This is a genomic window from Paenibacillus psychroresistens (assembly GCF_009728935.1).
GTDB classification, from domain to species: domain Bacteria; phylum Bacillota; class Bacilli; order Paenibacillales; family NBRC-103111; genus Paenibacillus_AC; species Paenibacillus_AC psychroresistens.
Map to the genome: position 1 here is coordinate 3,611,291 of NZ_CP034235.1, position 19,877 is coordinate 3,631,167.

Annotated in this window: 23 protein-coding genes; 21 read left to right on the top strand and 2 right to left on the bottom strand. The window is 40.9% G+C overall.

The features are described 5' to 3' along the window. Window positions 1-30: 30 nt before the first annotated feature. From rny to kapB, 10 genes are all read left to right on the top strand, one after another. Entirely contained in the window at window positions 31-1,572 is a 1,542-nt protein-coding gene (gene rny, locus EHS13_RS16215) for a ribonuclease Y (protein WP_155701339.1), read from the top strand. 210 nt (window positions 1,573-1,782) lie between these two features. Further along, window positions 1,783-2,577: a TIGR00282 family metallophosphoesterase gene (locus tag EHS13_RS16220; RefSeq protein WP_155701340.1), complete on the top strand. Its 795-nt coding sequence runs from the start codon at window positions 1,783-1,785 to the stop codon at window positions 2,575-2,577. A 151-nt stretch (window positions 2,578-2,728) separates the two neighbouring features. Beyond that, window positions 2,729-2,989 carry a stage V sporulation protein S gene (locus EHS13_RS16225; protein ID WP_155701341.1) on the top strand — a complete coding sequence of 87 codons (261 nt, stop codon included), beginning with the start codon at window positions 2,729-2,731 and terminating at the stop codon, window positions 2,987-2,989. 85 nt (window positions 2,990-3,074) lie between these two features. Further along, the gene (locus EHS13_RS16230; protein WP_155701342.1) at window positions 3,075-4,022 is read left to right on the top strand and encodes a dipeptidase; all 948 of its coding nucleotides are present in this window, start codon (window positions 3,075-3,077) and stop codon (window positions 4,020-4,022) included. A 143-nt stretch (window positions 4,023-4,165) separates the two neighbouring features. Next, on the top strand, window positions 4,166-5,911 hold the full coding sequence (locus EHS13_RS16235; protein WP_155701343.1) for a 2-oxoacid:acceptor oxidoreductase subunit alpha: 1,746 nt from the start codon (window positions 4,166-4,168) through the stop codon (window positions 5,909-5,911). Next, entirely contained in the window at window positions 5,899-6,768 is an 870-nt protein-coding gene (locus tag EHS13_RS16240) for a 2-oxoacid:ferredoxin oxidoreductase subunit beta (protein ID WP_155701344.1), read from the top strand. Before EHS13_RS16235 ends, EHS13_RS16240 begins: the two co-directional genes overlap by 13 nt. A 214-nt stretch (window positions 6,769-6,982) precedes the next feature. Beyond that, window positions 6,983-7,552, top strand: a complete 570-nt coding sequence (gene pduL, locus EHS13_RS16245) for a phosphate propanoyltransferase (RefSeq protein WP_155701345.1) — start codon at window positions 6,983-6,985, stop codon at window positions 7,550-7,552. 188 nt (window positions 7,553-7,740) lie between these two features. Further along, a complete protein-coding gene (gene miaB, locus EHS13_RS16250) occupies window positions 7,741-9,315 on the top strand; it encodes a tRNA (N6-isopentenyl adenosine(37)-C2)-methylthiotransferase MiaB (protein WP_155701346.1) in 1,575 nt (524 codons plus the stop codon). Between the two features lie 23 nt (window positions 9,316-9,338). After that, window positions 9,339-9,815: a YlbF/YmcA family competence regulator gene (locus EHS13_RS16255; protein WP_227013957.1), complete on the top strand. Its 477-nt coding sequence runs from the start codon at window positions 9,339-9,341 to the stop codon at window positions 9,813-9,815. A 32-nt stretch (window positions 9,816-9,847) separates the two neighbouring features. After that, window positions 9,848-10,219 (top strand): kinase-associated lipoprotein KapB, encoded by a 372-nt coding sequence (gene kapB / locus EHS13_RS16260; protein WP_155701347.1) that lies wholly within the window; start codon window positions 9,848-9,850, stop codon window positions 10,217-10,219. Window positions 10,220-10,275: 56 nt separating this feature from the next. Here kapB and EHS13_RS16265 read toward each other — a convergent pair whose 3' ends face one another. Next, on the bottom strand, window positions 10,276-10,539 hold the full coding sequence (locus EHS13_RS16265) for a DUF2533 family protein (RefSeq protein WP_155701348.1): 264 nt from the start codon (window positions 10,537-10,539) through the stop codon (window positions 10,276-10,278). A gap of 121 nt (window positions 10,540-10,660) precedes the next feature. Here EHS13_RS16265 and EHS13_RS16270 point away from each other — a divergent pair, with 121 nt between their 5' ends. The 7 genes from EHS13_RS16270 to EHS13_RS16300 all read left to right on the top strand — a co-directional run bounded on the left by EHS13_RS16270 (window position 10,661) and on the right by EHS13_RS16300 (window position 15,913). Continuing rightward, window positions 10,661-11,269, top strand: coding sequence for a trimeric intracellular cation channel family protein (locus EHS13_RS16270; protein WP_155701349.1), 609 nt, complete (start codon window positions 10,661-10,663; stop codon window positions 11,267-11,269). 26 nt (window positions 11,270-11,295) lie between these two features. After that, window positions 11,296-12,186 (top strand): TIGR01777 family oxidoreductase, encoded by an 891-nt coding sequence (locus tag EHS13_RS16275; protein WP_155701350.1) that lies wholly within the window; start codon window positions 11,296-11,298, stop codon window positions 12,184-12,186. A 301-nt stretch (window positions 12,187-12,487) separates the two neighbouring features. Then, window positions 12,488-12,604, top strand: a complete 117-nt coding sequence (locus EHS13_RS16280) for a sporulation protein YjcZ (protein WP_155705389.1) — start codon at window positions 12,488-12,490, stop codon at window positions 12,602-12,604. Between the two features lie 177 nt (window positions 12,605-12,781). Then, window positions 12,782-13,516, top strand: a complete 735-nt coding sequence (locus tag EHS13_RS16285) for an SDR family oxidoreductase (protein ID WP_155701351.1) — start codon at window positions 12,782-12,784, stop codon at window positions 13,514-13,516. Beyond that, window positions 13,516-14,556, top strand: a complete 1,041-nt coding sequence (locus EHS13_RS16290; protein WP_155701352.1) for an S-adenosylmethionine:tRNA ribosyltransferase-isomerase — start codon at window positions 13,516-13,518, stop codon at window positions 14,554-14,556. Before EHS13_RS16285 ends, EHS13_RS16290 begins: the two co-directional genes overlap by 1 nt. 128 nt (window positions 14,557-14,684) lie before the next feature. Next, on the top strand, window positions 14,685-15,053 hold the full coding sequence (locus EHS13_RS16295) for a hypothetical protein (RefSeq protein ID WP_155701353.1): 369 nt from the start codon (window positions 14,685-14,687) through the stop codon (window positions 15,051-15,053). Window positions 15,054-15,349: 296 nt separating this feature from the next. Then, window positions 15,350-15,913 carry a DNA-3-methyladenine glycosylase gene (locus EHS13_RS16300; protein WP_155701354.1) on the top strand — a complete coding sequence of 188 codons (564 nt, stop codon included), beginning with the start codon at window positions 15,350-15,352 and terminating at the stop codon, window positions 15,911-15,913. Between the two features lie 29 nt (window positions 15,914-15,942). Here EHS13_RS16300 and EHS13_RS16305 read toward each other — a convergent pair whose 3' ends face one another. Then, a complete protein-coding gene (locus EHS13_RS16305) occupies window positions 15,943-16,755 on the bottom strand; it encodes a Cof-type HAD-IIB family hydrolase (RefSeq protein ID WP_155701355.1) in 813 nt (270 codons plus the stop codon). 118 nt (window positions 16,756-16,873) lie between these two features. Here EHS13_RS16305 and EHS13_RS16310 point away from each other — a divergent pair, with 118 nt between their 5' ends. The 4 genes from EHS13_RS16310 to EHS13_RS16325 all read left to right on the top strand — a co-directional run bounded on the left by EHS13_RS16310 (window position 16,874) and on the right by EHS13_RS16325 (window position 19,845). Next, window positions 16,874-17,815, top strand: coding sequence for a DMT family transporter (locus tag EHS13_RS16310; RefSeq protein WP_227013958.1), 942 nt, complete (start codon window positions 16,874-16,876; stop codon window positions 17,813-17,815). 40 nt (window positions 17,816-17,855) lie between these two features. Continuing rightward, on the top strand, window positions 17,856-18,197 hold the full coding sequence (gene ytxJ / locus EHS13_RS16315; RefSeq protein WP_155701356.1) for a bacillithiol system redox-active protein YtxJ: 342 nt from the start codon (window positions 17,856-17,858) through the stop codon (window positions 18,195-18,197). 128 nt (window positions 18,198-18,325) lie between these two features. Further along, window positions 18,326-18,958 (top strand): hypothetical protein, encoded by a 633-nt coding sequence (locus tag EHS13_RS16320; protein WP_155701357.1) that lies wholly within the window; start codon window positions 18,326-18,328, stop codon window positions 18,956-18,958. A gap of 104 nt (window positions 18,959-19,062) precedes the next feature. After that, complete coding sequence (locus tag EHS13_RS16325; RefSeq protein WP_227013959.1) at window positions 19,063-19,845, top strand: MBL fold metallo-hydrolase; 783 nt, start codon at window positions 19,063-19,065, stop codon at window positions 19,843-19,845. Window positions 19,846-19,877 lie beyond the last annotated feature (32 nt).

Below are 19,877 nucleotides of genomic sequence, written 5' to 3' on the forward strand. Positions count from 1 at the left end.
CCTTGGAGAATCAACGAGGAGGTGAACAGTATGAACTACGTCCTGGCCTTTATCGCACTCGTTGTTGGTCTTCTTCTTGGCGCAGGGATTGGGTATTTTATCCGCAAATCTCTCGCAGAAGCGAAAATCTCGAGTGCTGAACAGGCCGCTGTGCAAATTATGGAAGGCGCTAAAAAAGAAGCGGAATCACTTAAAAAAGAAACCGTTGTTGAAGCCAAAGACGAAGTTCACAGACTCCGTACTGAAGCTGAGAAAGACATACGTGAACGCCGCAATGAGATTCAACGACAAGAAAGACGTCTCTTGCAAAAAGAGGAATCGTTGGATAAAAAGCTAGAATCCTTAGAGCGTAAAGAAGAGCAAGTGGTTAATAAAGAAAAGAGAATTGAAGATACACAAGCTCAGATTGATCAGCTTTACAAAACGCAAGTTGCTGAATTGGAACGGATTTCAGCTTTAAGCACCGAAGAGGCGAAAGCAATTATTCTAACGAGTGTTGAACAAGAAGTTAGACAAGAAACCTCGAAGCTGATTAAAGAAATTGAGCAGCAAGCTAAAGAAGAAGGCGACAAGAAAGCACGTGAAATTATCACTCTTGCTATTCAACGCTGTGCTGCCGATCATGTGGCGGAAACAACAGTATCTGTTGTAACCTTGCCGAATGACGAAATGAAGGGGCGCATCATTGGACGTGAAGGTCGTAATATCCGTGCACTTGAAACTCTAACAGGGATCGATTTAATTATTGATGATACTCCTGAAGCAGTAATTTTATCTGGATTTGATCCAATTCGTCGTGAAATTGCTCGAACATCTTTAGAGAAGCTTGTCGCAGATGGTCGAATACATCCGGCTCGCATTGAAGAAATGGTCGAAAAATCACGTAAAGAAGTCGATGAAAGAATTCGTGAGTATGGAGAACAAGCTACTTATGAAACTGGAGTACATGGCTTACATCCTGATTTAATTAAAATCATGGGTAGACTGAAGTTCCGTACAAGCTATGGACAAAATGTACTGAAGCATTCCATGGAAGTAGCCTATTTAACCGGTCTTATGGCTGGAGAATTAGGAGAAGACATCACTTTGGCGAAGCGTGCCGGTCTCCTACATGACATTGGAAAAGCATTAGATCATGAGGTCGAAGGCTCCCATGTTGAAATTGGTGTCGAATTAGGTAAAAAGTACAAGGAACATCCGGTGGTTATCAACAGTATTGCATCCCATCATGGTGATGTCGAAGCTACATCGGTAATTGCAATGCTTGTAGGCGCAGCTGACGCTTTATCAGCAGCTCGTCCAGGTGCGCGTAGAGAAACATTAGAGACATACATCAAAAGGCTTGAAAAGCTTGAAGAGATCTGCGAATCCTTCGATGGTGTTGAGAAATCTTATGCAATCCAAGCAGGCAGAGAAATTCGTGTTATGGTTCAACCGGATAAAATTGATGATACCGAAGCATTCCGTCTCGCTCGTGATATTACGAAAACAATCGAGAGCGAACTGAATTATCCAGGTCACATTAAAGTCACTGTTATTCGTGAGACCAGAGCCGTTGAATACGCTAAGTAAAAGGTTTAAACCAATATAAATAGCTGATTCGTTGAAAAAGTGGCTGAATTAAGCCACTTTTTCAATTTGTGGATTACGGCTTACGGGCAATAACTTGCTCGTTAGCCGTATAGCTATTTAATTTTTGGGAGATAAGGATTATACTGCTTACGGGCAACAAATTGTCTGTTAAGTAGTAAAGAAGAATAATTATAAAGGGGAGTCTAACCCATTAAAATTTTATTTATAGGGGATATTGTTGGTTCTGTCGGTAGAAAAGCACTTAAAGAAGTATTGCCCATTCTGAAAGCTAGGCATCAGCCTACAATGATCATTGCGAATGGGGAAAATGCAGCAGCCGGAAGAGGAATTACAAAGCAAATAGCAAAAGAAATGTTTGATATGGGGATTCATGGCATTACCTTGGGCAATCATACTTGGGATCAAAAAGAAATCTTTGATTTTATTGATGATGAAAGACGAATGGTGCGTCCGGCTAATTTTCCTGAAGGTACACCAGGATTGGGTTGGACAACAATTAAAGCCAATGGCAAGGAATTAGTTATTATTAATATCCAAGGCAGAACCTTTCTACCGCCACTGGACTGTCCTTTTCAAACAGTTGACTACATTCTAGAGCAGTTGGATCATAGAGATCGGTTTATTCTCGTTGATTTTCATGCAGAAGCCACTTCTGAGAAAATATCCATGGGGTGGCATCTCGATGGCAAGGTATCTGTAGTTGTAGGGACACATACACATGTCCAAAGCCATGATGAACGAGTGCTGCCTCAAGGTACGGCTTATGTAACGGATGTAGGCATGGTGGGTCCAAGAGATGGTGTACTAGGTATGGAAAAGACAGCTGTGCTGCAGAGATTTAGAACCTCGCTTCCTGTTAGGTTTGTTGTAGATGAAGGAAAATGGCATTTTCATGCGGTTTTGATCGATGTAGATGAACAAACCGGTTTTAGCAAGAGCATCCAGTTAGTTAGATTGTTTGAAGACGAGTTTATTATGTCTTAAAAACAACTTAATATCACTTTACTGTTCCGGAATTGTTGCCCGTTAACCGTATAAATGTTTATTTTTCACGGGTGGGCAGGAATTAAATTTGCTTCTCTAGAATATTATGGGTATTGGAGTCTATCCCAACATTCCTGAGGAGGTACTTTTCATGGAAGTATTAAAAGTTTCAGCGAAATCTAATCCTAATTCAGTAGCAGGTGCACTAGCAGGGGTGTTGCGTGAACGTGGAACGGCCGAACTTCAAGCAATTGGTGCGGGGGCTTTAAACCAAGCAGTAAAAGCCGTAGCAATTGCTAGAGGTTTTGTTGCTCCTAGTGGTGTGGATCTGATCTGTATTCCTGCCTTTACGGATATTGTTATTGATGGAGAAGACCGTACGGCAATTAAATTGATTGTTGAGCCTAGGTAATTAAATACCCTATTGTTGTTTTAACGCCTGTTTACCTTGTAGACAGGTTTTTTTGCGGATATTTTTGGATTGTGGAGGCGTGAAAATGAGAATAATTGATAGCCATTGCGACCTATTAAGCAAAATGCTGCAAGACCCATTCGTTGATTTTAATCAAATTCAGTCGGATATTGCTGTAAATTTGCCGCGGCTTCAGCAGGTAGATATGGCTATTCAATTCTTTGCAATCTATATTTCGGAAAAACTAGATAGTTCACGGTTTGAACCCATTCTTGAAAGCATTGATTTGTTCTATCAGAAAATAGCGGCTAATCCAGCGATTGCATTTATAAAAAGTCGAGAAGATCTAGAGAAATCGATTACGGATAAGAAGATCGGAGCGATCCTAACACTTGAAGGTGCTGATGGTTTAGGAGGCAGTCTGCGGAATTTACGGATCGCTTATTACTTGGGAGTCCGTTGTATCGGAATAACCTGGAACTATGCTAATTGGGCTGCAGATGGCGTAATGGAAACCCGAAATGGAGGATTTTCAATAAAAGGGCAGAGGTTTGTTAAAGAATGCAATAAATTGGGCATCCTATTAGATGTATCTCATTTAGCAGAGGCAGGATTCTGGCAGCTGATGGAGCTGTCGCAAGCGCCTGTGCTTGCTTCTCATTCCAATACATTTGAGCTTTGCCCACATCCGCGCAATTTATCGAACGAGCAAATAAAAGCGATTATCACGAAGCAAGGCGCAATTGGCTTGACCTTTGTCCCTTATTTTGTGAAATCAAATGATCCGCAAATTAGCGATTTATTACGGCATATTGATCATGTTTGCTCCTTAGGCGGTGAAGATCATCTTGGCTTTGGCTCTGATTTTGATGGCATTGAGACATTTATCCCCCATTTAGAGCATGTTGGCCAGTATGACCAATTAATTAATGAGCTTTGCAAAAAATATCCAGCTGATTTGGTAGATAAACTTGTTTATAGGAATTGGCTAAACTTTTTAAAAAATAGCTTACATCCCAAAAGTAGATGTTAAAAAGCATGATTGATCTCTTTTTGATATAGTTTTAATCTAAAATAGCTATCTTTCTAAACGGCGTAAAACCTTGCATTTTAGCGGTTAAAGCCATAAGATTTAAGTATAGATTACGCTCTCAAAATTAAAGGAGTTGGCATTTAGTGATTAGTCAGTTATCGTGGAAAATCGGTGGGCAGCAGGGCGAGGGTGTTGAAAGTACAGATCGTATTTTTTCAACAGCATTGAACCGTCTTGGATATTACTTATATGGATATCGACATTTCTCCTCCCGTATTAAAGGTGGACATACTAATAATAAGATTCGTATCAGCACGAAGCCAATTCGTGCCATTTCTGATGATTTGGACATTCTGGTTGCTTTTGATCAGGAAACGATTGATTTAAATGCACATGAGCTTACTAAACACGGTGTAATTGTTGCCGACGCTAAGTTTAGTCCCGTTGTACCAGAAGGTGTTGCTGCAAGATTATTCGCGGTTCCCATTACAGGTATTGCTGAAGAACTGGGTACATCCCTTATGAAGAACATGGTTGCTTCCGGAGCATCGTGGGCATTGCTCGGCTTGCCGATGGAGGTATTTAATAAAGCAGTAGAAGAAGAGTTTGGACGTAAAGGTGCAGCGGTTGTCGAGAAGAATGTATTGGCTGTTGCGCGCGGAGCTGAATTTGTATTAACTGAAGCAGGTGGGCCTTTAGACCAGTTTCAATTAGAGCCAGCAGACGGTCTGCAAAAGCTATTCATGATCGGAAATGATGCAATTGGATTGGGTGCTGTTGCTGCGGGCTGTAGATTTATGCCAGCATACCCTATTACACCTGCTTCAGAAATTATGGAATACTTAATCAAAGCTCTGCCTAAATTTGGTGGAACTGTTATTCAAACTGAAGATGAGATCGCCGCAGTTACCATGGCAATCGGCGCTAACTATGGCGGTGTTCGTACTATGACTGCTTCTGCAGGTCCTGGACTGAGCTTGATGATGGAAGCTATAGGCTTAGCAGGTATGACAGAGACTCCAGTTGTTATTGTCGATACTCAACGTGGCGGCCCATCAACAGGCTTGCCAACCAAACAAGAGCAAAGCGATGTTAATGCCATGATTTATGGTACACATGGTGAAATCCCCAAAATCGTAATCTCGCCAAGCACAATTGAAGAATGCTTCTACGATACAATTGAAGCTTTCAACTTGGCTGAAATATATCAATGCCCAGTAATTATTATGACAGATTTACAGCTTAGCTTAGGTAAGCAATCTGCTGAGATTTTAGATTATAACAAAATTGTTATTAATCGTGGAAAGATCGTAACAAGCCCTGAAGAGCAAGAGCCTAACAAATTATTTAAGCGTTATGAGTTTACGGAAGATGGTCAATCGCCGCGTGTTTTCCCAGGTACTAAGCATGGTATTCATCATGTAACTGGAGTGGAACATGATCAAGAAGGACGTCCTTCAGAAAGCACGATCAATCGTAAGAAAATGATGGACAAACGTTTAGGCAAGCTGGATAATTTGCAGGTTACAAACGCAATTAAAGCAGATGCACCTCATGAAGAGCCGGATTATCTAATTATTGGTATGGGTTCAACGGGTGGTACGATTGACGAAGCAAGAGTGCGTTTAGAAGCTGATGGCATCAAAACAAACCATGTAACCGTGCGTTTATTGCATCCTTTCCCAGCAGAGCAGCTTAAGGCTTATACAAGCAAAGCAAAGAAATTGATTGTAGTTGAGAATAATGCAACAGGTCAATTAGCTGCTTTAATTAAATTGCATGTGGGTTCAAGTGAAAAAATTCATAGTCATCTTAAATATGATGGGAATCCTTTCTTGCCATCCGAAATCTATAAAGAGTGTAAGGAGCTGATCCAATGGCAACGTTAAAAGATTTTAGAAATAATGTAAAACCCAATTGGTGCCCTGGCTGTGGAGATTTCTCCGTACAAGCAGCGATTCAAAGAGCGGCAGCTAATGTAGGACTTGAGCCTGAGAATTTGGCTATCGTTTCTGGTATTGGATGTTCAGGAAGAATTTCTGGTTATATCAATGCTTATGGCTTTCATGGCGTTCACGGCAGATCATTGCCAATTGCACAAGGCTTAAAAATGGCTAATCGCGAATTAACTGTTATCGCTTCAGGCGGCGACGGTGATGGCTTTGCAATCGGAATGGGTCACACTGTACATTCCATTCGCAGAAACATCGATATCACGTATATCGTAATGGATAACCAAATATATGGCTTAACTAAAGGCCAACCATCTCCAAGAAGTGCAGAAGGCTTCAAAACACCTAAAAATGCACCAGGTGGTTCAATTGAATCAGCGCTTGCACCTTTGGAAATTGCTTTATCCGCAGGAGCTACGTTCATTGCTCAATCGTTCTCAAGCAACTTGAAGCAATTAACGTCACTTATCGAGCAAGGACTTAATCACAAAGGCTTTTCTTTGATCAACGTGTTCAGTCCATGTGTAACTTTTAACAAAGTAAACACTTACGATTGGTTTAAAGAAAACATTGTTGATTTGGAAGAATTTCCGGATTATGATCCTTCCAACCGTGTTATGGCGATGACTAAGCTAATGGAGACCAATGGTATGCTTACTGGTCTTATCTATCAAGATAAAGTTAAAAAGAATTATGAAGAATTGGTTTATGGCTTTAAGCAAGAATCTTTGGCTGGTCAGGATATCAAAATTACTGAAGAAGAGTTCGACAAGCTTGTCCAAGAATTTAAATAAGCTTGCCTGTTTAAGGCATATGGCATACGCCATATGCCTTTTTTCTTGAATTATAAGAAAGTATAATTTTTTATGCTTATACTGATCTTATAATTCCCGACAAACGCACCGTCTTCCATCGGAAGATCAGCGTAGCCGTTTATCCTTGATAAGTTACTCGAAATCAGGTACGATGCAAGCAAACTCAGATAATGTTTTCTTAGGAGGAACTAACATGAAAAAAGTTCATATAGGTGTATCCGCACGTCATATTCATTTGTCCCGAGCTCATATTGAAATTCTATTTGGACAAGGTTATGTGCTTCATGAATTTAAGGCGCTTTCTCAGCCTGGCCAGTTTGCCGCTGAAGAGGTTGTTTCCGTGCAAGGATCGAAAGGGCGTATGGATAAAATTCGTATTCTTGGTCCAGCAAGAAGTGAGACCCAGCTTGAAATTTCACGCACTGATAGCTTTGCATTAGGGCTGAATCCACCTTTAAGGCAATCCGGTGATATAGTGGGCACGCCAGGTATTAAGATAATCGGCCCTGCTGGAGAGGTCGAATTGCAGCAAGGTGTGATTGTTGCGGCTCGCCATATCCATTTTCATTCTTCAGATGCTGAGGCTTGGGGAATTGTTGATCAACAAATGTTAAAAGTAAAGCTTAACGGGGAACGTCCTTTAATTCTCGAAAATGTTTTGGCGCGGGTATCGGATCAATTTGCGCTGGATCTACACATAGATACGGATGAAGCGAATGCTGCTGGTGTAAAAACAGATGAATATGCAGAGATTATAGATTAATAAGTATAATAGAAATAAAATACAACCTTACTCGTTGGATAACAAATCTATTTTGTGATAAAATGTCTAGGTGTTATTACAATTATAGGTTTGTTTTTTAAAATATAAAAAAGTATAAGTTTCACCTATATACAGCTCTTATATTTCCGGACAAACGCCGTCTTAAAAGACGGCATAGTCGTTTATCCATGTATAGAAGGCAGGTGCCAAAATTGGCTGAACAAAAAGACTATTCCAAGTATTTTGACTTCTCGGATGCTAAGTTAATCAGTGAAGACGAGAATGGAAAGAAGATTAAAATAAAAGGCCGGATTATTAATTTAAAATCAGAGCCAAGCTATAAAGAAGAAAAGAAACGTGGTAAAGAAGCCATTGAAGTCATATACGATAAGGGTATCCCGGAGGAATTACTCCATTTAGGCAAGGGAAAGTTCTATCACATAATGACCTATGGCTGTCAAATGAATGAACATGATACGGAAACAATGATGGGTATTTTCGAAGCAATGGGTTATGAGCGAACAGAAGACAAGCTTATTGCCGATGTTATCTTGTTAAATACCTGTGCGGTTCGTGAGAATGCGGAGGATAAGGTTTTTGGCGAGCTTGGACATCTGAAGGCATTAAAGCTGGAAAACCCAAATTTAATTTTGGGCGTTTGTGGCTGTATGTCACAGGAAGAAGCAGTTGTCAGTCGAATTATGCAGAAGCACGCCTTTGTAGATTTAATATTTGGAACTCATAATATCCATCGTCTGCCGCACCTGCTTGAAGAAGCTTATATGTGCAAGGAAATGGTTGTTGATGTATGGTCCAAGGAAGGCGATATTATTGAGAATCTTCCGAAAAAGCGCGAGGGTATGAAGGCTTGGGTTAATATTATGTATGGCTGCGATAAATTCTGCACCTATTGCATTGTTCCTTACACCAGAGGTAAAGAGCGGAGCAGAAGACCTGAGGATGTTATTGCCGAGGTACGGGATTTAGCTAGACAGGGCTTTAAGGAAATCATGCTGCTTGGACAGAATGTTAATGCATATGGTAAGGATTTTATTGATATCAAGTATACTTTTGCAAATCTAATGAATGATGTTCATAAAATAGATATCCCTCGTGTGCGTTTCACTACTTCTCACCCACGGGATTTTGACGATGATTTGATTGAAGTCTTGAGTAAACGTGGTAATTTGATGGAGCACATTCATCTTCCGGTACAATCAGGCAGCACGGAAGTATTGAAGCGAATGAGCCGTAAATATAGCCGTGAGGAATATATTAAACTCGTAGCTAAAATTAAAATCGCTATCCCAGAAGTTGTACTGACAACGGATATTATTGTTGGTTTCCCGGGTGAAACCGAAGAGCAGTTTGCAGAAACTTTGTCTCTAGTTAATGAGATTGGCTTTGATTTTGCTTTTACTTATAATTATTCACCTCGTTCGGGTACACCTGCTGCTGAAATGGAAGACAATGTTCCAGAGCTAGAGAAAAAAGCTCGCTTGCAGCGCCTAAACAATGCGATGAATGAATTAAGCAAGAAAAGCAACGAGAAGCTGCGTGGTCAGCTTGTTGAAGTGATGGTCGAAGGGGAAAGTAAGAATAATCCTGATGTATTGTCTGGCCGGACACGGACGAATAAAATGGTGCATTTTACAGGCTCTAAGGATTTAATCGGACGAGAAGTAACCGTGAAGGTTACAGAGGCTCAGACATGGATTATCAAAGGCGAGATCGTCAATGAAGTCATTCATAGTGTGGTCTAATAATAAGGGTGGAGAGTGTGAGAATGAGTGAATGTGGTCATGAACAAACAAAGCTAGTAATGGATCAATATAATTCTACAGAATTAATCGTACGTGATGATATAATGGCAAAAGCTTTAGAGCTTGCTGCATTAATTTCTACTTCTTCAGAGGTTGAGTTTTACCAGAAATCAGAAAAGCAAATCAATACCAATGAGCATGTTCAAGGGTTAATTAATATCATTAAGAAGAAGCAAAAGGAAATTGTAGCTTTTGAATCGTTCCGCAATCAGAAAATGGTCGATAAAATTGAAGCGGAAATCGTTCTTTTACAGGAAGAATTGGATCAAATTCCGATTGTAAGCGAATTTCAGCAATCACAAAGCGATATCAATTATCTGCTCCAGCTTGTTATGGGAGTAGTTAGAGATACGGTTGCCCAAAAAATTGAAGTTGAAGCGGGTACTGTGGACGAGGACGAAAAGCTGGACACGGCTGTAATTGATGGGTTTGGTGTATAAATAAGTTTATGCTAACTCGGAGGAGGTAAAATATGTACCTTGTAGGTGAACACGTGATTGCGGCGTATAAAACAGGTGAGTATATTGGAGAAGTGGTTGACGTTTCAGGTATGAAAGCAGCGGTGAAGGTATTAGCGGTGGTTAAGCACCCGACTCAAGGTGATCTTCATAATCCGAATCAAGCTAACGTTGGTTTTTTTCATCAAAGACGTGCGCTGGCTAACCAAGAAATTGCTTTGATGCCTTTTGATACGATTTCAGTATATCGTCAAGCTGTTCCTGAATATGGCGATTCGCTGCGGAGAGCATTAGAAAAGGATAAGAAATCATTGGAGAATGATATTCTGTTTGCCCAAAAATGCTTGTTGGAATTGGAAAGTCTAGAACAGGATTACTTCAAATAATTAAAATGAGCCGCCTTCGATTATTCAAAGGGACGGCTCATTTTTGAATTAAGCTGTTATTGCTGTTTGGTCCGATCCGCATAATCTTGAATCATTTGCTCTGTGACGAGCTTGCGAACGGGAGATATTCCTTTCAAGGCATGTTCATTTATTTGACGGCTGATTTGATTGATTTCTGTAATGCTGAAGGATTCCTTCTTGATGCATTGCTGAAGGGCTTGATCAATAGCCTGTTCACGAAGCTGGTCTAGCTGTAGAAAAGCTTCAATATGATCATGTTGTTTTTTGGAATGGGCGGTTATTGCCGTATGGACACTCATGAATATTCCCCTTTTGTCGATTAATATGGATGTGGCTTTATCTTTTGCAATATGATGATACTATAACACAACAAGCTGTTTCAATAAAAGTTTATTAAAAGAGGATAAGGGGCTGCACAAGTTGGATTGGGAGCTGTTAGGAATAATTGGTACAATTGCCTTCGCGCTTAGCGGAGCTATTGTGGCGATGGAGGAAGAATACGATATCTTAGGTGTTTATGTATTAGGCTTGGTTACGGCTTTTGGTGGAGGGGTTGTGAGAAATTTATTGATTGGCAGACCCATATCAACTCTTTGGGAGCAAGGGGATTTACTGGGAACAGCATTAATTGCCATAACAGTCGCTTTTTGTCTTCCGATTATCTGGATTAAATGGTGGAAGGCTTGGGAATCGTTTTTTGATGCGATTGGACTGGCAGCTTTCGCGATTCAGGGAGCTTTATATGCCTCACAGATGGGGCATCCGCTTAGTGCAGTTTTAGTTGCAGCCATGATGACGGGAATTGGCGGTGGAATTATCCGGGATGTGCTGGCAGGACGTAAACCTTTGGTTCTCCGGGATGAAATTTATGCCGTATGGGCAATTCTAGCTGGTTTATTTATTGGTCTGGGGTGGGTGAATGGAACTGTTCAGCTGACTATTTTGTTCGGAGCTGTTATTGTTATGCGGATGCTGTCCGTTTTCTATAAATGGAAGCTGCCTAAAAGATCGTTGCGTTTGCATGAATAGGTTATGAAAGCGAGGATGATGATGAAATGAAAATTGCGATTTCAGGTGGCAGTGGTTTCATTGGGACTCATTTAATCAACTATTTGTTAACGAAGCAATATGAAGTTCTCTTGATTTCACGTTCCCCCAAAATAACTCAAGAGAAGGTAGTCTGTGTAACCTGGGCTGAATTGGACCAAGATAGCAGCCGCATAGAGAAGCTAGATGCATGGATTAACTTGGCAGGAGAGAGCATCAACCAGCGCTGGACCAAATCAGCTAAATCACGGATTATCGAGTCGCGAATTACGATTATTCACCATATAGCTAAGCTAATGGAAAAGCTGGAGGTTAAGCCGAGAGTTATCATCCATAGTTCAGCAATTGGGATCTATGGAACATCGGATACAAAAACATTTACAGAAGAGAGTAAATCTAAGTCGACCGATTTTCTATCTGAGGTTGTTCGCGAATGGGAAAAAGCAGCAGAGCAGCTTAAAGGCGCACGTGTAGTGAGACTAAGAACGGGTTTAGTATTAAGTTTGGATGGAGGAGCACTCCCCACTATGGTCATGCCTTATCGCTTTGGGATTGGGGGCAGAGTAGGCAAGGGCACGCAATGGGTATCATGGATCCACATTACGGATATGGTGCGCCTTTTTGATTATTGTCTAACCTCTGATCATATATCAGGTGCAGTGAATGCGGTCTCGCCTCATCCAGTAACTATGGAGCAATTCGGCAAAACGATCGCCAGGGTTTGGCATCGGCCTCATCTCTTCCCAGTTCCAAGCTTTGTGCTAAAGCTTATGTTTGGGGAGATGTCTGTATTGGTTTTAGAGGGTCAGAGAGTGCTGCCACAGGTTCTTCTTGAGCACGACTATGTATTCCAGTTCAAAGAGCTAGAGCCTGCGCTACAGGAGCTACATAAGGAATAAATGGGATAAGTCCACAACTATTTGTGACCTAGTAGGCATGCACACAATCGTCTATCCGCATTTGACATAGAATAGCATTGTATTCGCTATTAAAGTTGAAAGAGGAGATGATGGATAAATGACAAATTACAACAATAATATGCCACCTGTCGCAACAGCGGGAGCTTATGGAGGCATGGGGATGCCTTCATACGGCATGCCGAATGCGGAGATGGCAGCAAATGCGTGGGCCAATAATGCAGCGCCTGCGTATACTGCACCAGCGCATACAATGGGTTACAGCCCAATGCATTGCGGTCCTATGAAACCAGCACCTGTTTATGCGGCGGCAGCAGTGTGTGGCGGAGGAACCTCAGCTGGGAGTATCTTGGTTTTATTCATTCTCTTGGTCATCATCAGTCGCGCATTCGTATTGTAAAGCAACGAATGCAAAACTGAATATAAAATATCATATGAAAAACAGATTTGGCGGCTACGGACTAGTCGCCTTTTTTTTGTGTTTTGTAAATAAATAGGTGCATGTTCAATTCATTCATGCTATATTAAATACATATTATACATAAAAGTATATAAAGTATGAAAAGGATGTGTAACCATGACAAATCAAACTAAACGGGTCGTTATGATCACTGGAGCTTCCAAAGGTTTGGGCAAAGCACTAGCATTAGCTTTTGCCAAAGGTGGAGATAAGCTTGTTCTCTGCGCAAGGAATGAACCGCAATTAAATGAAGTTGCATTAGAAGCAAAAGCTCTAGGTGCTGAGGTGCTGTCAATCGTTGCAAATATTGCCATTGCCAAGGATGTGGAGTGTCTTGTTGGTTCAGCGGAAGCCCATTTTGGAAAAATTGATGTCTTGATTAATAATGCATCCATTCTGGGTCCAAGTCCGATGCCCTATTTACTTGATTATCCGGAAGAAGATTTTATCGAAGTGCTGCAGGTCAATACAGTCGGAATGTTCCTGGTTACACGAAGAGTAATTGCAAGCATGCTGCAGCATAATCAAGGTTCAATTATTAATCTTACATCTGAAGCCGGAAATGTGGGTTACGCGGGCTGGGGTGCATATGGGATATCAAAATTTGCCGTGGAAGGGTTAACTCAAATCTGGGCGGACGAAGTCAGCGAGTCAGCGGTACGTGTGAATATGGTCGATCCCGGTGAAATGAATACATCCATGCATGCGCTGGCCATTCCAGATTGCGATTATGAGCTTGCAGAGCCAGAAGCTGTTGTCGATGTATTCTTATATTTAGCATCTGAAGCTGCCTCATCTGTCCATGGCCAACGATTTCGCGCACAGGAGTTTGTTAGGGAGGGGATCAGCTAATGGAGTCTACAACGCAATCATTTGATTTTCCAAATGTACTTAATGCCACTATGCCGCCTGAACGAAGAGGTGTTAGACGTGATCATGTTAAGCTGATGGTATTGGATAAAAAAACGGGTGAAACAAAACATTCAACTTTCAATCACTTGAAGCAATTTCTGCAAAAAGGCGATCTCCTAGTGTTAAACTCCAGTCGGACGATTCCAGCGATATTAAAAGCGAGCTTGTGGCGTAAGGGGCTGCTGCTGTCAGATCAGCTGGAGGTTAGATTGGCTCATCGTCAGAATGAGCAGGAATGGGAAGCGCTGCTCTTGGAGTCCAATGCTGAAATGGGCGATGTTCTACAATTCTCGGCGTTATTGTCAGCTGAGGTAGCGGGTTCCTCCATAACTAACCCTTTTAATACCTTGCATTTTAATTTAAAAGGAGCCGCTCTAATCGAGCAGATCTACCTATTAGGGCAGCCGGTCCGTTACGAATACATTGATGTTCCTTGGGCGCTGGATTATTATCAAACTGTCTTTGCCTCAGACCCTGGATCGGTTGAGATGCCTTCCGCAGGCAGGGCATTTAGCTGGGAGTTATTGTTTGATTTGCAGCGTACCGGCATTCAAATAGCCTATATTCAGCTGCATACAGGCTTGAGTTATTTTATGGACGATAAATGGCACCAAGAGCCTTTTCATAATTATGAGCAATATAATATGCCCGTAGAAACAGCTGAGCTTGTGCGCAAAACGAAGGCAGCGGGAGGACGTATTATTGCAGTAGGTACCACAGTTGTGCGCACTCTAGAAACAGCTATTGATCCAGCTGGAGGCTCAGTAGCACAAGCGGGTTGGACCAACTTGTATGTGCATGATCGTTTTCCTTTGCAGATAGTCGATGGATTAATTACAGGCTTTCATGAACCCAAAACGAGCCATCTCCAGCTTTTAACGGCTTTTGTTCAACAGGATCTACTGATGAACGGCTATCATGAAGCGATTGAGATGGGCTATTATTGGCATGAATTTGGTGATATGAACTTAATTATTTAATAAACCGTTAGCTCTGCAACGATATGTTGTGGAGTTTATTTTTTGCTATATGCAACAATATTTGCTAAGGTTCGTTTAGGTAGTAATAGTTAAAATTTTACTTTTTATGCAAAAGGGGATGTTAATCTATGAAGCTTGTAAATTTTCAGCGAAAAGTCCGGATAATGATCGGTTTATCTTTTGTGATTATTATCCTATCAGGATGTGGCGAAAAACAAGCGGTTAGACAACCAAGTGAGGATAGCTTAAAAGTGATTGATCTGAATAATAATCAGGAAATTGCAGTTATCCCGATAGCCACAACCACAATTGGATTTGATATATTTGGAGATTCTGTGGTGTGGTCGGACTTGCGGAATGAGCCGAATGGGAGGACGGCCGCAATGTCTCGAATAAAGGCATCCGTGCTGGGGACAATACACCGAAAAACAATACGGACATTTATCTATATGATATTTCTACAAAAGAAACCAAGCCTATTGCGACAGGCCTGCTAAAGGAAGCAAGACCGCACATTTCTGGCAATCGGGTAGTTTGGGATGATTATAATTCCGGAAAAGCTGGTTACAATGCAGATGTATATGCTTACGACCTAACAACGAACAAAAGTGAACTTTTGACTAAACAAAAAGTAGATTAGAGCGGTTCAGTTGTTTATGGGGATTATATTGCTTGGACAGATGAGAGACGAGGAACTTCAACAAATGATGTGATAATAAATGGACAGAAACCGAATTCAGATATTTATCTAATCCAGAGATTCACGCGCTGAGATATCACTAGGAGGATTATATTGCTTAAAGCATTCTTGGAACAGGACCCAGTCAAGGTAGCTGAACAAATACTTGGCTATCACCTTGTTCGACAAACACCACTAGGAAGAATTCGTCTGAGAATCACAGAAACCGAGGCTTATAAAGGCAGTGAAGATCCGGCAAGTCACTCTTATCGAGGGTTAACCCCACGTAATCAGCTGATGTTTGGTGATGTGGGGGTGGTGTATGTTTATTTTATTTATGGGATGCACTTTTGCATGAATATTGTGTCTCATCGTGAAGGCGAAGTAGGGGCGATATTACTGCGAGCTGCTGAAGTTATGGAAGGTTACGATATTATCCGTGCTAATCGACCGAAGGCTGCAGAACGTGATCTTATTAATGGGCCAGCCAAATTAACTCAAGCTTTAAATATCAATATGGGCTTCAATGGGTATGATTTGCTTCAACCCACAGATGAGCTAGTTTTAGAAAAAAATAATCACAATCGATCGATAATCAAAACCTCGCGAATAGGAATATCAAAAGGTCAGGAGTTTATGTGGCGTTTTGTGCTTGGCAAAGAACAACCCAATAAATAAAGGACCTTCGTTTGAAGGTCCTTTTCATATTAGCTAAGCTTTAAAATAAACTTATCAATGACATGCTTAACTCCGTCATCATTGTTGCTAAGCGTAACGAAATCAGCAATTTGCTTTAACGCATCTATGGCATTATCCATCGCGACGCCTAATCCAGCAACCTCAAGCATTTCATGATCGTTCCAGCTGTCCCCAATGGCAATCACCTCGGAGATGTCATAACCATAATGAGCTGCTAGGCTTTTGACAGCGTGCCCTTTGGTTCCTTCAGGATGAAGGAATTCAAGAAAGTTGGCTTTGGATTTCGTAATATGCACAATAGAGCCAATCTGTTTCTGTAGATCAATAGCAATTTCATCCAGCTTAGCGGGATCATCGATGTATAGCATTTTTGTTAAAGGCTTGTCCAGGAAGAAGTTAAAGTCTTCTGCAACGATATAAGGAATGTTCGACATTGCGGCATACTCTTTAATTTTCTGATTGTCTACTTTCACATAAAGCTTGTCCTCATGGTAAACCTGAATATGAAGATCATTGCGCTCCGCATAATCATATAGGAATTGCACAGCTTCGGCAGGAACCGATCGCTCATATAAGACTTCTTCATCAAAAAGATTTTTAACCAAGGAACCTTGATAAGTGATAATAGGAACATTAAACCCTAGCTGTTTAGCAATTTTCTGGGCGGAAGCAAACATTCTACCAGTTGCCAGTGTAACGAGAACCCCTTGATCCCTCGCAGCAGCTATCGCTAATTTGGTACCCTCTGAGATCTGCATTTCATCATTCAGCAAAGTATCGTCCACATCAATAGCTATCATTTTGTACGTTGTTGTGTTCATTGTAACATCTCCCGTAGTCAAATTAAGTCTGTTCTATTATACACAACTCCCATGTAGATGCATATGGGACTGTTCATATTCGGCTGCATCGCTTAGAATATAAAACATTGAGCTACTTATGAAAGATAGAGGGGAAGTTAGCCGGATGAAATGGAATTCACCTTATGTCCTTCTATTAGTAGCTACTTGCCTATGGGGTGGCAATTTTGTTGTAGGTAAAGCCCTTGTGACTGAAATTCCACCGTTAACACTGGCACTGTTTCGTTGGGGGATCGCGTTATTGTGCATCACTCCTTTTTGGGGGAGAACGGTATGGCAGCGTAGAAAAATTTATTTGGATAATTGGAAAACAGTCCTATTCTTAAGTTTAACAGGGGTGGCAGGCTTTAATACCTTTGTTTATATAGCTGTACAATACACGGATTCTATCAATGCCTCATTAATGAATGCCGCTACTCCGATTATTATTGTATTATTGTCGATGTTCTTTTTAGGTGAATCCTTTTCAGGGTTAAGAGGCTTGGGAATTGTTATTTCATTAGTCGGAGTCTTATGGATAATTGGTCATGGCTCTTGGAGAAGTATTGTAAGTTTGTCCTTTAATCGCGGGGATTTGTGGATGCTGTTAGCGGTGTTTCTCTGGGCCATGTATTCCATTGGAGTTCGTAAAACAACGGGCAAATTTATTGCAAAAGAAATGCTGTTAATTACGGTATTGTTAAGTGTTATTGTTCTAATCCCGTTCTCAATTGTAGAACTGAGCCTTTCTCATCCTACTTTGAGTGGTTCATGGCATACATTGGCAGGCGTCTTGTATATAGGTATTTTTGCCTCGTTGGTTGCATTCTCTTGCTGGAATAAAGCCGTAGCGTTAATCGGTCCTTCGAGGTGTGCAAGCTTCCTCAATTTTATACCTTTGTTCAGCGCCATTTTTGCTACACTGTTCACAGGAGAGCGAATTCAGCTCTATCATGTCGTAGGGGCTTTGCTCATTCTAAGCGGTGTATATGTGACAACTCGAATAACTGCGGCAAGAAATGCTTTTAAAAACCAAGTATGATAAAATAAGCTTATACCATTAAAAATGAGGAGAGATCAATATGGCAGCATGGAAAGAAATTGATACATTAGAGCAATGGAATGAAGCATATGCCAATTCAGCAGAAAAGCCGTTTGTCATTCTTAAGCATAGTACAACTTGTCCGGTTAGCGCTAATGCATTGGATGAGTTCGAGAAATATTTAAGCAAGACTCCAAACGAAGATGTCGATTATTTGTTAGTTAAAGTGATTGAATCCAGACCCGTTTCGAATCAAATTGCCGAAGATGTAGCCGTTAAACATGCTTCACCTCAAATTATTTATGTAAAGAATAAAGAGAATGGCTGGAATACTTCGCATTATGCTATTACAGTAGCTCATATGACGGCTGTTTTAAATTAACATCATTTAAATGTGGGGCGTTTCGTAACTTTCGAAGCGTCCTTTAATTATTTAATTAGGGACACACTGCTAACCGGTAAGCCATTTATTATTACCCGTTAGCAGTAAAAAAGAGAGGGTGAGCAGTCATGGATTTAATTAGCCAGTTATCTTCCCAAAGCGGTGACCGTACAGAGGAAGCAAATCGGAGAGTTGCGGCTTTATGTTTAGAAAACCCTAAGCTTCTTGTTCAGATCTTGGAAGGGCTTACTTCTGAGGATCCAGCTGTTATTGGGGATTGTGCGGAGGTTTTTACTAAAGTTGCTGAGTTTAATCCACGGGTTGTTGTGCCATTTGCAGGAGCTTTGGCGTTGCTGTTAAACCATAAGGCAACTCGAGTTAGATGGGAAGCCATGCATGCAATAGCACTGACCGCAGAGCTTAATGCAGATGCAATTCTTCAGCTTTTGAATATATTTACGACTATTCTACATAATGATTCAAGCACTATAGTTAGGGACTACGTTATTGACTGTTTAGGAAATGTAGCAACGGTTAGTGAACACGCTGCTTCCCAAGTAATGCCAATAATTATAGAAGCGGTCACCTTGTATGGGGAAAAGCATTTAGCACGCGCATTGAATGCCATGACCAAAGTAGTGATCACAGCACCGACACATGGTGTTGAACTATTAATGTATGGGAATGACTACAGCAATCATGCTAAAGGCTCCGTACAGAAAGCGGCAAAAAAATTAGTTAAGGCTATTAATAAAAAATAGGCTAGAGATGGCGTATTTTATCATTTTTCATTTTCAAAACAGCTTGGATTCATGCTATACTTTTCCCATATTACCTTATGTAACCAAGTTAGGAGAGAAGGCTTTTGTCTACGTCAATTACATTCCTTGGTACAGGAGACTCCATGGGAGTACCAAGAGTTTATTGCAGCTGTACCATTTGTGAGGAAGCTAGAAGCAACGGCTTAAATAAGCGTTGGCGATCATCTATCCTATTGGAAATATCTTCAGAGTCAGTAAAGGATTTATTACTGGTTGACTGTGGTCCTGATTGGCTGCACCAAATGGAGCTAATGGAGATTAAACAGCTAGAGCATGTTCTAATTACACATGCACATTACGATCATATAGCCGGTTTACCTCAATGGGCAGATGCATGTCGCTGGTTAGCTATTAAAGGACATATTTATGCGCCACAGGAAGTGCTTGCTACGATACTTAAAGCTTTTCCTTGGCTGCAGGCTAATTTGGAATTTCATGCAATTGATGATGGGCTTGCCTTTAAGGGTTGGCAAATCAAGCCTTGGAAGGTTAGTCATGGTAAGAATGGATATGCGTTTGCCTATCGGTTTAGCAATGAGGATCACCAATGGGTCTATTGTCCGGATTCGATTAATTTGCAAGGAGAACAAAAAGCACCGTTATATGATTTAGCTTTACTTATTCTTGGGACAAGCTTTTATTATGAGCCGTTTGATTTTGAAACTCGCTCTGTCTATGATATAAAAGAAGCATTAGAGCTGATTGTGGATACAAAGCCCAAAAAGGTATACTTTACCCACATGTCACACGGCATTGATATCACCGAGCTTTATGAATTGCCAGATCATGTTAAGCTTGCTACAACAGGATTTCAGCTGAATATATAATTGTTAAGTTTTAATAAGTCATAGGAGGTCAA

Excerpts from the sequence above, each read along its gene's own strand:
- rny (WP_155701339.1), top strand. The coding sequence starts at position 31 with ATGAACTACGTCCTGGCCTTTATCGCACTCGTTGTTGGTCTTCTTCTT.
- EHS13_RS16225 (WP_155701341.1), top strand. The coding sequence starts at position 2,729 with ATGGAAGTATTAAAAGTTTCAGCGAAATCTAATCCTAATTCAGTAGCA.
- EHS13_RS16230 (WP_155701342.1), top strand. The coding sequence starts at position 3,075 with ATGAGAATAATTGATAGCCATTGCGACCTATTAAGCAAAATGCTGCAA.
- EHS13_RS16240 (WP_155701344.1), top strand. The coding sequence starts at position 5,899 with ATGGCAACGTTAAAAGATTTTAGAAATAATGTAAAACCCAATTGGTGC.
- pduL (WP_155701345.1), top strand. The coding sequence starts at position 6,983 with ATGAAAAAAGTTCATATAGGTGTATCCGCACGTCATATTCATTTGTCC.
- miaB (WP_155701346.1), top strand. The coding sequence starts at position 7,741 with ATGTATAGAAGGCAGGTGCCAAAATTGGCTGAACAAAAAGACTATTCC.
- EHS13_RS16255 (WP_227013957.1), top strand. The coding sequence starts at position 9,339 with ATGAGTGAATGTGGTCATGAACAAACAAAGCTAGTAATGGATCAATAT.
- kapB (WP_155701347.1), top strand. The coding sequence starts at position 9,848 with ATGTACCTTGTAGGTGAACACGTGATTGCGGCGTATAAAACAGGTGAG.
- EHS13_RS16265 (WP_155701348.1), bottom strand. The coding sequence starts at position 10,539 with ATGAGTGTCCATACGGCAATAACCGCCCATTCCAAAAAACAACATGAT.
- EHS13_RS16275 (WP_155701350.1), top strand. The coding sequence starts at position 11,296 with ATGAAAATTGCGATTTCAGGTGGCAGTGGTTTCATTGGGACTCATTTA.
- EHS13_RS16280 (WP_155705389.1), top strand. The coding sequence starts at position 12,488 with ATGAAACCAGCACCTGTTTATGCGGCGGCAGCAGTGTGTGGCGGAGGA.
- EHS13_RS16285 (WP_155701351.1), top strand. The coding sequence starts at position 12,782 with ATGACAAATCAAACTAAACGGGTCGTTATGATCACTGGAGCTTCCAAA.
- EHS13_RS16290 (WP_155701352.1), top strand. The coding sequence starts at position 13,516 with ATGGAGTCTACAACGCAATCATTTGATTTTCCAAATGTACTTAATGCC.
- EHS13_RS16295 (WP_155701353.1), top strand. The coding sequence starts at position 14,685 with ATGAAGCTTGTAAATTTTCAGCGAAAAGTCCGGATAATGATCGGTTTA.
- EHS13_RS16305 (WP_155701355.1), bottom strand. The coding sequence starts at position 16,755 with ATGAACACAACAACGTACAAAATGATAGCTATTGATGTGGACGATACT.
- EHS13_RS16310 (WP_227013958.1), top strand. The coding sequence starts at position 16,874 with ATGAAAGATAGAGGGGAAGTTAGCCGGATGAAATGGAATTCACCTTAT.
- ytxJ (WP_155701356.1), top strand. The coding sequence starts at position 17,856 with ATGGCAGCATGGAAAGAAATTGATACATTAGAGCAATGGAATGAAGCA.
- EHS13_RS16320 (WP_155701357.1), top strand. The coding sequence starts at position 18,326 with ATGGATTTAATTAGCCAGTTATCTTCCCAAAGCGGTGACCGTACAGAG.